11 protein-coding genes are annotated in these 14,969 nt (G+C 40.5%); 2 read left to right on the top strand and 9 right to left on the bottom strand.

Translation table 11 applies throughout. The annotated features are described in order from the left end of the window. Nucleotides 1-928: 928 nt before the first annotated feature. From sucD to sdhC, 8 genes are all read right to left on the bottom strand, one after another. Entirely contained in the window at nucleotides 929-1,798 is an 870-nt protein-coding gene (gene sucD / locus JEP36_RS10730) for a succinate--CoA ligase subunit alpha (protein ID WP_198630184.1), read from the bottom strand. Beyond that, nucleotides 1,798-2,964, bottom strand: a complete 1,167-nt coding sequence (gene sucC / locus JEP36_RS10725; RefSeq protein WP_075671649.1) for an ADP-forming succinate--CoA ligase subunit beta — start codon at nucleotides 2,962-2,964, stop codon at nucleotides 1,798-1,800. The genes sucD and sucC overlap by 1 nt, the downstream gene beginning before the upstream one ends. Before the next feature lie 161 nt (nucleotides 2,965-3,125). Next, entirely contained in the window at nucleotides 3,126-4,331 is a 1,206-nt protein-coding gene (odhB, locus tag JEP36_RS10720; protein WP_023581185.1) for a 2-oxoglutarate dehydrogenase complex dihydrolipoyllysine-residue succinyltransferase, read from the bottom strand. 13 nt (nucleotides 4,332-4,344) lie between these two features. Further along, nucleotides 4,345-7,149, bottom strand: coding sequence for a 2-oxoglutarate dehydrogenase E1 component (gene sucA, locus JEP36_RS10715; RefSeq protein WP_109373950.1), 2,805 nt, complete (start codon nucleotides 7,147-7,149; stop codon nucleotides 4,345-4,347). 244 nt (nucleotides 7,150-7,393) lie between these two features. Further along, nucleotides 7,394-8,110, bottom strand: a complete 717-nt coding sequence (locus tag JEP36_RS10710; protein ID WP_006537662.1) for a succinate dehydrogenase iron-sulfur subunit — start codon at nucleotides 8,108-8,110, stop codon at nucleotides 7,394-7,396. Nucleotides 8,111-8,144: 34 nt separating this feature from the next. Further along, a complete protein-coding gene (gene sdhA, locus JEP36_RS10705) occupies nucleotides 8,145-9,911 on the bottom strand; it encodes a succinate dehydrogenase flavoprotein subunit (protein WP_023581183.1) in 1,767 nt (588 codons plus the stop codon). Beyond that, complete coding sequence (sdhD, locus tag JEP36_RS10700) at nucleotides 9,911-10,255, bottom strand: succinate dehydrogenase membrane anchor subunit (RefSeq protein WP_006537664.1); 345 nt, start codon at nucleotides 10,253-10,255, stop codon at nucleotides 9,911-9,913. The genes sdhA and sdhD overlap by 1 nt, the downstream gene beginning before the upstream one ends. After that, nucleotides 10,249-10,629, bottom strand: coding sequence for a succinate dehydrogenase cytochrome b556 subunit (gene sdhC, locus JEP36_RS10695; protein ID WP_129586864.1), 381 nt, complete (start codon nucleotides 10,627-10,629; stop codon nucleotides 10,249-10,251). The genes sdhD and sdhC overlap by 7 nt, the downstream gene beginning before the upstream one ends. A gap of 622 nt (nucleotides 10,630-11,251) precedes the next feature. Here sdhC and JEP36_RS10690 point away from each other — a divergent pair. Beyond that, complete coding sequence (locus JEP36_RS10690) at nucleotides 11,252-12,535, top strand: citrate synthase (protein ID WP_100159450.1); 1,284 nt, start codon at nucleotides 11,252-11,254, stop codon at nucleotides 12,533-12,535. 80 nt (nucleotides 12,536-12,615) lie between these two features. Here the strand turns inward: JEP36_RS10690 and JEP36_RS10685 are convergent, their stop codons facing one another. Then, entirely contained in the window at nucleotides 12,616-13,377 is a 762-nt protein-coding gene (locus JEP36_RS10685) for an AraC family transcriptional regulator (RefSeq protein WP_109373948.1), read from the bottom strand. A gap of 102 nt (nucleotides 13,378-13,479) precedes the next feature. On the opposite strand from JEP36_RS10685, the gene JEP36_RS10680 reads away from it, so the two are divergent. Continuing rightward, nucleotides 13,480-14,610 carry a multidrug effflux MFS transporter gene (locus tag JEP36_RS10680; protein ID WP_198620412.1) on the top strand — a complete coding sequence of 377 codons (1,131 nt, stop codon included), beginning with the start codon at nucleotides 13,480-13,482 and terminating at the stop codon, nucleotides 14,608-14,610. Nucleotides 14,611-14,969: the final 359 nt, after the last annotated feature.

Here is a 14,969-nt window from a genome sequence, read left to right as displayed (position 1 = left end):
AGTTGAAATTTACAAAAATGTAAATATAAAAAAATACTCTTAATTATTTTATCTAATAAAGATATATAAAAAATCTGATCTTGATTATCCATTCCTAATGTTATTTCTTTTTTAGTTTCTTTTTTATTCTAAATAAACGAAGTGCAATAAATGTGTATTTAATTGATAAAGCACGAATCCGTTATTATCAATAAAAATAAATATCAATAAAAATCAATTAGATATCCAATAAAAATAAGTTATTTATTGAATGGAATGAGCAAAAACACAAAAACTCTTTTACTATATTCTCTTATCTAAATGGGGTGCTTTTCGAGATCCTCACGAACGTCTTATTATCAATTTTTATAACGGTAAGAAGGTCATAATTCATCTTTAATCGTCATTTTGATGTTTTATCATAATAAAAAGGTATTTTTTCCTATCAAAGAGCTTACCTTCCCCTCTTCCCCACGCATTCATTAACATGTTTAAAAGTCTATTTTCTTAGCAAAAATCAGTCTTACAGCATGATCCTTGTATAAAATTAAAGCTAGTTATTACGATATTTATAGAAACATCTATATTGAAAACAACATGAAACAAGTGTTCATTTTTTCTAACGACACTCTTTTTCACTCAAAACACGTATTTAAAATATTATTTTTAACAATTCAGGAGACTTATTTATGGTTTATATCATTATTTTTAGGCTCTACAAGAAAGTAAATAAATAGAAAAATGATGTTTTGAATACAGATCAATTTAATAAAAAAACAATATAAAACAATTTATTAGCGTAAATTTAGGTAGGATATTGATGTGTTAATTACAATATCAGCTATTGGTATGACTATTAAATGAAACTAGAAATAAAAAATGCCAGCTTCTTTTTAGAAAACTGGCATTTAAAATAGTATCAATCTGAAATTATTAACAGAATTGTTACTTACTTGATCAGTGATTTAATTGCTTCGCCGATATCCGCTAAGCTACGAACTGTTTTAACACCAGCAGCTTCTAGGGCAGCAAATTTCTCGTCCGCGGTGCCTTTACCACCAGCAATAATGGCACCAGCATGTCCCATACGTTTACCTTTAGGCGCTGTTACACCAGCGATATAGCCAACAACCGGCTTAGTGACGTGATCTTTGATATAAGCAGCAGCTTCTTCTTCTGCGGTGCCCCCAATTTCACCGATCATCACAATCGCTTCAGTTTGTGGATCTTCTTGGAATAGCTTCAGAATATCAATAAAGTTAGAACCCGGAATTGGGTCACCACCAATACCAACACAAGTTGATTGGCCTAAGCCAACGTCCGTTGTTTGCTTAACCGCTTCATAAGTTAATGTACCTGAGCGAGATACAATACCTACTTTGCCTAGTAAGTGGATGTGTCCTGGCATAATACCAATCTTACATTCACCTGGTGTGATAACACCCGGGCAGTTAGGGCCAATCATACGTACGCCAGCTTCATCTAATTTAACTTTTACAGTCAGCATATCCAGCGTAGGAATACCTTCAGTAATAGTGATAATTAGTTTGATGCCTGCATCAATCGCTTCTAAGATTGAATCTTTACAAAATGGTGCGGGTACATAGATAACTGTCGCAGTTGCACCTGTTGCTTCAACAGCTTCACGTACTGTATTAAATACAGGTAAACCTAAGTGCGTAGTACCGCCTTTACCTGGTGTTACACCACCGACCATTTGCGTACCATAAGCAATAGCTTGCTCAGAGTGGAATGTTCCTTGGCTACCCGTGAAGCCTTGGCAAATTACTTTGGTATTCTTATCGATTAAAATAGACATTATTTTGCCTCCGCTGCTGCAACAACTTGTTTCGCGGCATCAGTTAAGCTTTTAGCAGCGATAATATTTAATCCACTATCCGCTAATTTCTTGGTGCCTAACTCTGCATTGTTTCCTTCAAGACGAACAACCACAGGAACATTAACGCCAACTTCTTCAACTGCGCCAATAATACCGTCTGCGATTAAGTCACAACGAACAATACCGCCGAAAATGTTGACTAATACAGCACTGACATTTTCATCTGACAAAATAATCTTAAATGCTTCAGTTACGCGCTCTTTTGTTGCACCACCACCTACATCGAGGAAGTTTGCAGGCTCGCCACCGTGGAGTTTAACGATATCCATTGTCCCCATCGCTAAACCAGCACCATTGACCATACAGCCAATGTTGCCATCTAATGCAACGTAGTTCAGTTCCCATTGTGCAGCTTGTGCTTCACGAGGATCTTCTTGTGAAGGATCGTGCATTTCACGCATTTCTGGTTGACGATACAACGCGTTGCTATCTACACCTAATTTACCATCAAGACAAATCAGATCGTCTTCTTTAGTAATAACCAGTGGGTTAATTTCGATTAAAGCAAGGTCGCGCTCTAAGAAAATAGAGGCTAATCCCATAAAGATTTTAGCAAATTGACTAACTTGCTTGCCTTTTAAACCCAGTTTAAATGCTAATTCTCTTCCCTGATAAGGCATAGGGCCTGTCAGTGGATCAATAATGGCGCGATGAATAAGTTCTGGCGTTTCTTCTGCCACTTTCTCAATTTCAACGCCGCCTTCTGTTGAGGCCATAAAGACAACGCGACGGGTACCACGGTCAACAACCGCTCCAAGATAAAGCTCTTTAGCAATATCAGTTGCAGCTTCAACTAAAATCTGTGTAACAGGCTGACCATTAGCGTCTGTTTGATAAGTGACTAAACGTTTGCCTAACCATTGTTCAGCAAATGCGCGGATCTCTTCTTTAGATTTAACGACTTTTACGCCGCCCGCTTTACCACGTCCACCCGCGTGAACCTGACATTTCACGACCCAAGGGCCCTGACCGATTTTTGATGCAGCTTCTTCTGCCTCGCGCGGCGTGGAGCAGGCGAAACCAGCAGGTGCTGGTAATCCATACCGTGTGAAAAGCTGTTTTGCCTGATACTCGTGTAAATTCATGATGTTCTATCCATAATCTTGTTGAAAGTCGGGCTTTCTTATTTTTTTGACTATAAGCCAGAGAAATCTGGCTTCACGAACACACTGTACTTCTTTGATGCTTGTGTCTGTTGCTAAGTAGGCAGGAGGAGCATCTCCTGCCTAAAAGCGATATTTATTACCTATACATCCAGTAATAAACGAGCTGGATCTTCTAGCATCTCTTTAACGGTTACTAAGAAACCGACAGACTCACGACCATCAATTAAACGGTGGTCATAAGACAGAGCCAGATACATCATTGGTAGAATAACAACCTGACCATCTACTGCCATTGGGCGATCTTTAATTGCATGCATCCCTAAAATGGCACTTTGTGGTGGGTTGATAATTGGAGTTGACATTAATGAACCGAAAACACCGCCATTTGTGATAGTGAAGTTACCACCTGTTAAGTCTTCAACAGTTAACTTACCGTCACGGCCTTTTACCGCTAACGCTTTGATGTTTTTCTCAATATCCGCCATGCTCATTGCATCCGCATCACGTAATACTGGTGTTACCAGACCACGCGGTGTTGATACTGCAATACTGATATCGAAGTAGTTGTGATAAACCACATCAGTACCATCGATAGAAGCATTGACTTCTGGATAGCGTTTCAGTGCTTCAACAACCGCTTTAATATAGAAAGACATAAAGCCTAAACGTACACCGTGGCGTTTTTCGAATGCTTCACCATACTGGGCACGCAAATCTTTGATTGGTTGCATGTTGATTTCGTTAAACGTTGTCAACATTGCAGTGGTATTTTTCGCTTCTAACAAGCGCTCTGCTACACGTTTACGTAAACGTGTCATTGGTACACGTTTTTCGCTACGGTGAGATAACAGTGCTTGAGGAACTTCTGCTACCGGTTGTGCCGTTGATTTATTCGCAACATGACCTTCGATATCTTGGCGAGTTAAACGTCCACCCACACCACTACCTTTCACATCAGCAGGGTTAATATCATGTTCAGCCACTAAGCGACGCGCTGTTGGACTTAAGGCATCATTATTGCCTTTTTCAGCAATATCAGCACTTTGACGCTGTGCTGGAGTGCTATCTTGAGCAGGTTTCACATCAGCAGGAATGCCAGTGCTATCACCTAAACGAATACGGCCTAGTAATTGGCGTGAACCAACAGTAGCGCCTTCTTCTTCAAGAATACTTTCTAAAACACCTGCTTCACTTGCAGGGACTTCTAAAACAACTTTATCTGTTTCGATTTCAACCAGCACTTCATCGCGTTGAATGCTATCACCAGGTTTTTTATGCCAAGTTGCGACTGATGCGTCAGCAACTGATTCAGGGAGATCCGGTACTAGAATATCTACACTACTCATTTTCTATCCTTATTTATTCAACTTTCAGTGCATCTTCAACCAGAGCTTTTTGTTGCTCCTGATGAACAGAGGTATAACCAACTGCTGGAGAGGCTGATGCAGGACGTCCTGCATAACGTAATGTTGCGCCTGTAGGAATAGCATCACGGAAGTTATGCTGACTACAGTACCAAGCACCTTGATTCAGAGGCTCTTCTTGACACCAAATAAACTCTTTTACATGAGCATAAGGTGCGAGAATTTGCGCAATATCTTCGTGAGGGAATGGATACAGTTGTTCAATACGAATAATGGCAACGTTGTTTTGCTCATTAGCACGACGCTGTTCTAATAAATCGTAGTAAACCTTACCGGAACACATCACAACACGTTTCACATCAGCAGGTTTTAAATCATCAATTTCACCAATGACAGGTAAGAATTTACCATTTGCTAATTCATCCAATGCAGAAACCGCTAATGGATGACGTAACAGTGATTTTGGTGACATTACGATAAGTGGGCGACGCATACCACGTAACGCTTGACGGCGTAACATATGGTAAACCTGAGCCGGAGTTGATGGCACACAAACCTGCATATTTTGTTCTGCACACAGTTGCAGATAACGTTCTAAACGTGCAGAGGAGTGCTCAGGGCCTTGGCCTTCATAACCATGTGGTAACAGCATGACTAAACCACACATACGACCCCATTTTTGCTCACCAGAGCTAATAAATTGGTCGATAACCACTTGAGCAACGTTTGCGAAGTCACCAAATTGTGCTTCCCAAATCGTTAAACCACGAGGTTCCGTTGTGGCATAACCATATTCAAATGCAAGTACTGCTTCTTCTGTTAATACAGAGTCCCAGACATTAAATTGTCCTTGAGCATTATGAACATTAGCTAATGGTACATAAACAGAGCCATTTGTTTGATTATGAATAACGGCATGACGATGGAAGAATGTACCACGTCCCGCATCTTCACCAGAAAGACGAATGGTGATACCTTGGTCAACTAAAGTCGCATACGCTAATGTTTCTGCTGCACCCCAGTCGAGTAGTTTCTCACCTTCTGCCATAACAGCACGGTCAGCATAAATTTTCTCAACACGAGACTGCATCACGATTTCTGAAGGAACGGTACTCACACGGCGCGCTAAATCTTGTAAACGCGTTTTCTCTACTTTATGTGGATACTCTTCATTCCATTCGTGATTTAAATACGGTTCCCATGTGTAAGAATGCAGACCCATTGGGCGGTATTCTTCAACAACACAATCACCACGATCCAGCGCATCGCGATAGAGATTAACCAGTTCAGTCACATCATTGGCATCAAGCAATGATTGTGCAACCAGTTTATCCGCATAAATTTTACGTGGAGTTGGATGTTTTTTGATTTTTTGATACATCAGAGGCTGAGTCGCATTTGGCTCATCAGCTTCGTTGTGACCATGACGACGGTAACAAACGAGATCAATCATCACATCGCGTTTAAAGGTATTACGGAAATCCAATGCTAAGCGAGTTACAAAAGCGACTGCTTCAGGATCATCTGCATTAACGTGGAAAATTGGTGCCTGAACCATTTTCACAATATCAGTACAGTATTGTGTTGAACGGGCATCTTTTGGATTTGAAGTCGTAAAACCAACTTGGTTATTGATAACAATACGAACTGTACCGCCTACTTCATAGCCACGCGCTTGAGACATGTTCAGGGTTTCTTGCACAACACCTTGACCAGTCACAGCAGCATCACCATGAATAGTGATAGGAAGAACCATATTGCTACGCGCTTCATCTAAACGATCACGACGAGCACGAACAGAACCGATAACAACAGGGCTAACAATCTCTAAGTGAGACGGGTTAAAGGCTAATGCAAGGTGAACTTGCGCTCCTTCAGTCGCAAAATCAGACGAGAAACCTTGGTGATATTTAACATCACCTGTTCCCAAATGCTCTTTATGAATACCCGCAAATTCATCAAATAAATCAGCCGGTTTTTTACCTAGGATATTAACCAGAACGTTTAAACGTCCACGGTGCGCCATACCAAGAACCACTTCACGAGTGTCTTGTTTGCCTGCATGGCGAATTAAATCTTTTAACATCGGAACTAATGCATCACCACCTTCTAAAGAGAAGCGTTTTGCACCTGGGAATTTCGCACCTAAATAGCGCTCTAAACCTTCAGCTGCTGTTAGCTCTGTCAGGAAGCGTAACTTTTCTTCTTTAGTGAATTGGTCTGCAACATTCACTGATTCTAAACGTTGTTGTAGCCAGCGTTTTTCTTCAGTATTAGTGATATGCATATATTCAGCACCGATTGAACCACAGTAAATGCGTTTCAGTGCTTCATATAAATCACCTAATTTCATCGTTTCTTTGCCGATAGCAAAAGAACCGACGTTGAAAGTTTCTTCAAAGTCTTCTTTAGTTAGATTATGGAAAGCGGGATCTAAATCTGGAACAGATTCTTGTTTCCATAAACCAAGTGGGTCGAGATTAGCGTTTTGGTGACCACGAAAACGGAAGGCATTGATGAGCTGCAAAACTTTAACTTGTTTTGAGTCCATTGCCGGATCGCTTACCGAGGTATGATATCGAGTGGATTCTTTTGCGAGGCGTCTGAAGTAGTCGCGGGTTTGAGAATGCGACTGTTCTATGCCTTGACTTGCGGGCAGTTGTTGAAAAATCTCTCTCCAACTTTCGTCAACAGAGTTTGGGTCAGTTAGGTAATCTTCATAGATATCTTCTATGTAAGACTGATTCTCTCCTGCTAGAAAAGTTGATTCTAGCCAGTCCTTCATTGCGCCGTTCTGCATTATGATCCCTTAAGCTATACAGCTTTAGTTCGCCGTGGATAACTAATACCGTGATTAAACGGTGTCGATTGCAAGGTTCTCTTATGACCCGCTATCTCGCAGGTTCTTTAAATATGGAGCTTTAGCTCTCAAGGAACCTTTAAGCACTGTCTTCAGTGTTTAAAGGTGCCTTACTATTTTTACCGCAAACGTCTAATTTAGTTTTTCCATTAACCGCCCTAACTATTTTAGGGCGGTTATTATTTTATGCACTACGTTTTAACAACATTGACTTAATATGACCAATCGCTTTTGTTGGATTAAGTCCTTTAGGACATACGCTGACACAGTTCATGATGCCATGACAACGGAACACACTGAACGCATCGTTAAGATCATCAAGACGAGATTCAGTTTCTGTATCACGACTATCAATCAAGAAACGATAAGCCGCTAACAATCCAGCAGGTCCGATAAACTTATCTGGATTCCACCAGAATGACGGGCAAGAGGTTGAACAACAAGCACAAAGGATACAATCATAAAGTCCATCAAGCTTTTCACGCTGTTCTGGTGACTGTAAGTTCTCACGAGCAGGAGGATTTTTGCCATTATTAATTAAATACGGGCGAATTTTCTCATACTGTGTATAGAACTGAGTCATATCCACTATTAAATCACGAATTACTGGTAAACCGGGTAACGGTCTGATCACAATTTTCTTACTTCCTTTCTGTAAAGATGAAATAGGTGTGATACAAGCCAAACCATTTTTACCATTCATGTTCACGCCATCAGAGCCGCAAACACCTTCACGACAAGAGCGACGGAACGATAAGGTAGGATCTTTTTCCTTTAATTGAATTAATGCATCCAACAGCATCATGTCACGCCCTTCAGGAACTTCGAGGGTGTAATCTTGCATATGCGGCGCATTATCAACGTCGGGATTGTAACGATAAATCGAAAATTCAAGTTTCATATTTAAGTCTCCGCAACTTCAATAACACCGCTAATTAATATGTACGCACTTTTGGTGGGAAGGCTTCACGCAGTTTTGGCTGCATATTGACTTCACGTCGTGTCATTGTTTCGGTTTGCGGTTGATATAATGTATGGCATAACCAGTTCGCATCATCACGTTCTGGGAAATCGAAACGGCTATGAGCTCCACGGCTTTCTGTACGGAAGTTTGCAGATACCGCAGTGGCATAAGCAGTTTCCATCAGGTTATCTAATTCTAAGCATTCAATACGCTGTGTATTAAATTCACTTGAATTATCATCCAGTCGTGCATTTTGTAAGCGCTCACGAATAACTTTCAGTTCTTCTAAGCCTTTTGCCATTGCATCGCCTTCACGGAATACCGAGAAGTTATGTTGCATACAAGATTGCAGCGCTTTACGGATTTCAACTGGATCTTCACCAGAGCGGTTGTTTTCCCAGCGATTTAAGCGAGTTAATGCGGCTTCAACATCAGAATCGCTCGCATCACGCATTGTACCTTGTTCCATCAGTGACTCTTTTAAGTGAACTCCTGCTGAACGACCAAATACAACGAGGTCTAACAGTGAGTTACCACCTAAGCGGTTTGCACCATGAACAGATACACAAGCAATTTCACCTACTGCGAACAATCCAGGAATAACGACATCTTCGCCCTTCTCGTTCACACGAATAGCTTGACCCGTTACTTTTGTTGGAATACCCCCCATCATATAGTGACAAGTAGGTATAACAGGAATTGGTTCTTTAACTGGGTCAACGTGTGCGAAAGTACGAGAAAGATCAAGAATACCTGGTAAACGAGATTCAAGAACTTCTTTACCCAAATGATCGAGTTTTAATTTCGCATGAGGCCCCCAAGGACCATCACAACCACGACCTTCACGAATTTCGATCATAATAGAACGCGCAACCACATCGCGGCCGGCAAGGTCTTTGGCGTTCGGTGCGTAACGTTCCATAAAGCGTTCACCGTCTTTATTTAACAGATATCCGCCTTCACCACGACAACCTTCAGTCACTAATACGCCCGCACCCGCAATACCCGTTGGGTGGAATTGCCACATTTCCATATCTTGCAGAGGAACACCTGCGCGAACAGCCATACCCACACCATCACCTGTGTTGATATGCGCATTTGTGGTTGACTGGTAAATACGACCTGCACCGCCAGTAGCTAAAATCGTAGCGTTTGCTTTGAAATAAACGACTTCACCCGTTTCGATGCAAATTGCAGTACAACCAACGATATCGCCATCTTGGTTTTTCACTAAATCCAGTGAATACCACTCTGAAAAGATGGTTGTGTGATTTTTTAAATTTTGCTGATAAAGGGTATGCAACAATGCGTGCCCAGTACGGTCAGCAGCAGCAGCTGTACGTGCAGCTTGTTCACCACCAAAGTTTTTTGACTGACCACCAAATGGACGCTGATAAATACGACCATCATCTAGGCGAGAAAATGGGAGTCCCATATGTTCTAGCTCTAAAATTGCTTCAGGGCCGGTTTTACACATATATTCGATAGCGTCTTGGTCACCAATATAGTCGGAACCTTTTACCGTATCGTACATGTGCCATTCCCAGTTATCCTCATGGGTATTACCCAGTGCAACTGTAATACCACCTTGAGCGGAAACAGTATGAGAACGAGTAGGAAAAACTTTAGAAATCAGTGCACAAGACAGACCCATTTGAGAAATCTGTAAAGCGGCACGCATACCAGCACCACCTGCACCAATAACAACGGCATCAAACTCTCTTACTGGCAGATTCATTACACACCCCACACCACAATTGTTCCATAAATAAGATAAACCAACAGCGCAACAACAATAATCAGTTGTAAAGTCAGGCGTAATGCCAGCGGTTTAATATAGTCCGTTAACACTTGCCACATTCCGATCCACGCGTGAATAAGAATAGAAAGCAGGGTCAAGATGGTGAACACTTTGGTTAAGGATGAGCTAAAGAACCCACGCCATACCTCATAGGTTATTTCTGTTGTAGCAATAAATCCCACAAGATAAAGAACATATAAAACGATAATAATGGCTGAGGCACGAAGGAATAACCAATCCTGTATGCCAGTACGGCCTAAAGTAGAAGAATTACTTACCATACTAATACCCCCGCCAATATTGATAAAATAACTGTAATAACCATTGATGCAGCCGCTGAGTTGCGACCTACAATCAAGGTTTCATCAATAAAGCCGAAGTCCATTAACATATGACGAATACCACCACAAATGTGATATGCCAATGCCGTTAGGATGCCCCACAAAATAAATTTCGCGAAGAAGCCAGTCATAATTTCAGCAGCTTGCTGAAAACCTTCAGGAGAGGAGAGAGAGGTGCCAAGTAACCACAGTAAGATGCCAACTGCGACTAACATGATAACCCCAGAGACACGATGTAAGATCGATGCGATAGCAGGGAGTGGAAACTGTATCGTCTGTAAATCCAGATTGACAGGTCTTTGTTTTTTCACAATTTATGCCCACACAGCTTTTATAATTTTTCCTTCCTCCGGACCTGGATGGAAATCAAACAGCGAATGGGGTACAAAGGCACATTTTAAGTAAAATGTTAAATCCGTCTATTTTACAAAAAGTGTGGATTCGTTACGCTGGTTCTCCATACAACAACGGTTCCGGAGACCTGCGCGCAGTATAAGTGCTTCACAAAATTATTACAATTACCACACAACTTGTGTGCCCGACATTTGCCTCGAACAGTGAGAGGGATCACTATTTAATACATCCGATGCAAAAATGATTATCATTTTTGACACATACACAACATTTTTATTACATTCACTGCATTATTTTAATGTTTATGTTTTTTTTGTGCGCAAACACGCTTCCAGAAACCTCAAACTTATGTAAAAGTGATAGCAGTACTAATTCTAAGTGCATTGCATAAAAAAGCACCTAAAAAACATAACATCAAAAGCTCCTTAACATAAGTGACACACTATAGACCTAGACATTACGGGCACTAAATAAAACTCGGCTGGGTACCTTACATCAACTATAGTTTCACTATCGAAGTGCATCTTTATGAAGATACCCTCGATATTGTTAGGAGACATATAAGCGCTAAGGAGATTATAAATGGCTGATAACAAAGCTAAGCTAACGATTGCTGAAACATCTGTAGACTTGGACGTTCTATCCCCTACACTCGGTTCCAAAGTTATTGATATTCGTACTCTCGGCTCCAAAGGTTATTACACCTATGATCCCGGCTTTACCTCAACCGCCTCTTGTGAGTCAAAAATCACTTTTATTGATGGTGATAACGGTATCTTACTTCACCGTGGTTTCCCTATCGGGCAATTAGCGACTGAATCAACATACTTGGAAGTCTGTTATATCCTGCTGTACGGTGAAGCACCGACACAGGAGCAATACGATAAATTTAAAACCACAGTAACTCGTCACACCATGATCCATGAACAAATCACCCGACTGTTCAATGGGTTCCGTCGTGACTCACACCCAATGGCCGTACTGTGTGGTGTTACAGGGGCTTTAGCTGCGTTCTATCACGATGCATTGGATGTCAGTAATCCAGTTCACCGTGATATCACGGCTTATCGCCTACTATCAAAAATGCCAACAGTGGCAGCGATGTGTTACAAATACTCGATTGGCCAACCTTTTGTTTATCCAAAAAATGACCTCTCCTATGCAGGTAACTTCTTGCATATGATGTTTGCAACACCATGCGAAGAGTATGTTGTTAATCCAGTACTTGAACGTGCAATGGATAGAATTTTCATCCTTCACGCAGATCACGAGCAAAATGCATCAACCTCGACTGTACGTACTGCGGGCTCTTCTGGTGCAAACCCATTTGCCTGTATCGCAGCAGGGATCGCGTCACTTTGGGGGCCAGCTCACGGTGGTGCTAACGAAGCTTGTCTGCGTATGCTGGAAGAGATCAAAACGGTTGAACACATTCCTGAATTTATTAAACGTGCAAAAGATAAAAATGACTCCTTCCGTTTAATGGGCTTTGGTCACCGTGTTTACAAAAACTACGATCCTCGTGCAACAGTAATGCGTGAAACCTGTCATGAAGTGTTAAAAGAATTAAACCTCAATGACAGCTTACTTGAAGTGGCAATGGAATTAGAACGTATTGCCCTAAACGACCCGTATTTTATTGAGAAAAAACTGTACCCTAACGTTGACTTCTACTCTGGTATTATCCTTAAAGCGTTAGGTATCCCATCCAATATGTTTACGGTTATTTTTGCTATTGCACGTACAATTGGTTGGATTGCTCACTGGAATGAAATGCACGAAGATGGTCTGAAAATTGCGCGTCCTCGTCAGCTTTATACTGGTTATGATGAGCGCGATTTCAAAAGTGAAATTAAAAAGAAATAATTGAGTTTTATTAATTATTTATCTTGCTAAGCCCCGTTTAAATCGGGGCTTTATGTTTTAAAATTATCAACAAAATCTAATCAGCTTTTTAAATATTCTTGCGGAGTTTGCCCTGTCATTTTTTTAAAAAAGGTAATAAAGGCACTATCACTGGCAAATCCTAATATCTGGCTAATATCAATATAGCGATGATGGGTAGCTAACAACTCAATGGCTTTCATTAACCGCCATTGTTGGCGCCATTGTTGATAGCTCAGCCCTGTTTCTTTGTAAAATAAGCGTGTGATCGTTTTTTCACTCGCCCCTACGAACTTTGCCATTTCTTGTAATGCTGGCGGTAAATCATCAAAGGATAAACGACTTAGCCGTCTATCTTTAGGCATAAATAAATGATTGGGTTGTCGCGGTGCCTGAGTGATTTCATCAAAGAAAACTGCCAATAAATTAGCGTAGCGCCCTTCTTCCCATTGAGTATCAAAATCAGCAATGGAAATTCGCTCTAATATTTCTCGTAAAAGAGGTGAAATTGTTAATATTTCACTCTCAATTGGAAAATTATCATGAAATTCTTCACTAATATAAACTGAACGATATCCAACAGAGGCATACATTTCGACTCGATGCTCAACTCTTGGGGGGATCCACGCAATCCTCATGGGAGGTAATACAGAAACGCGGGAGGCCAAAGTAATTCGCATACATCCTGACTGCGTAAATAATAACTGCCCTCTATCATGAGAATGAAATCCTGAATCGTGCTTTCCCATTTCTGCTGCAATACCAACGACTGATGCAAGATGCTCTTCTGGCACAAAGTGGTCGTATTGATTAAGCCAAGCCATCACTTGTCCTATTTGAAATATAATATGTCTTTATATATATAACGAGACATTCATTATCTCTGTATTCTGTTCATCAAGATTTAAGGATGTAGGATAAAAAAGATGAACAAAAAACTCTCTTTATGGTTAGCAATTGCGTTAATGATGTTTCCACAAATTGCAGAAACCATTTATAGCCCAGCACTTACTGATATTGCAAACGGCTTTTATGTCAGTGCAAACGAGGCTGGACAAACACTTTCGCTCTATTTCTTTGCGTTTGCATTGGGCGTCATTATATGGGGTCGATTATGTGATGTCATTGGTCGTCGTCCGACAATGTTAGCTGGGTTGTTTATTTATGCTATTGCTTGCCTTGGCGTTTTTATGACCAATGACTTTTCTGTATTACTTGGGCTGCGCATGCTCTCTGCTTTTGGTGCTGCGGTAGGCTCAGTCGGCACACAAACCATTATGCGTGATGTGTACAGTGGTGATGAACTGGCTAAAGTTTTCTCTGTTATGGGGGCAGCTATCGCTCTAAGCCCAGCAATTGGGATGCTAAGTGGTTCATTATTAGTGAGTTATGCTGGTTACCAAGGTGTATTTAGTGGCCTTGCCCTCCTCGCTATGATTTTACTGTTATGGAGTACTTTTGCTTTACCTGAAAGTCGCCCTAAAACAGTAAAAACAGCACCGTTAGGAGAAACTGCAATAAACATGCTTAAGGATAAGCAAATTGCTAAAACAGTATTATTAATTGCCTTTTTTAATATCAGCCTATTTGCTTATTATCAATTGGCTCCTTTTATGTTTGATAATCAAGGTTATAGCGCAAGTACTTTTGGCTATAGTGGTATTGTGTTAGCAATAGGTGTGGGCATAGGTTCTTATATTAATAAAGCCTTATTAAACCAGCATTGGCAGTGTGAGAAATTAGTATTACTCGCGAGTTTTATTGCATTGATAAGTGCAGTCGGTGTTTATTTATTACGTAACCACATTAGCTTTGTCATTCCGATGATGGCCAGTGTTGTGGCTTATGGCATTGCTATTCCAAATATTTTAGCCACAGCATTAGCACAATATAAAGATCGTTTAGGCACTGCGGGGGCATTATTAGGTTTATTCTACTATCTATTAATTGGTGGCGGGCTTGCTCTTGCGGGATGGGGTCAAAGTTTAGCAATCACTTTACTGATTTGTAGTCTAGGTTCATTGTTACTCTCTTTTTCTCGTCAAACGACAAAATAATAAATTGATCCCGCACTGAATAAAAGGTACGGGATTTTTTCTAGCAATATTAAGTTTCGTTTTTTACTGTTAATTTTTAATCAATTTAGCTAAGGGTTAACGCTTATTTTGCTAAACAGACAATTCTTAATCTTTTTAAATTCAACAAAAAACACCTTTATTCTCATTTCTTCATTTTCAGCACTTTTTCCTAATATACCTATTTATATAAAGCTAAATTGAATATTAATAAAGTTCAGTTAAATTTTTTAGCGTTTATCTCTATTAATTTAACCAATAACACCTCTTATCTTTATTTATGATAGTGATAATCAAATTGTTCGCATTGCTATTTCATGGTAAAAAAAACTGTTTATCCA

Origin of the sequence: Proteus sp. PR00208 (assembly GCF_016238545.1) — a bacterium.
GTDB lineage: Bacteria > Pseudomonadota > Gammaproteobacteria > Enterobacterales > Enterobacteriaceae > Proteus.
Note: the sequence above shows the minus strand (reverse complement) of the source record. Positions and strands in the feature narration are given on the sequence as shown.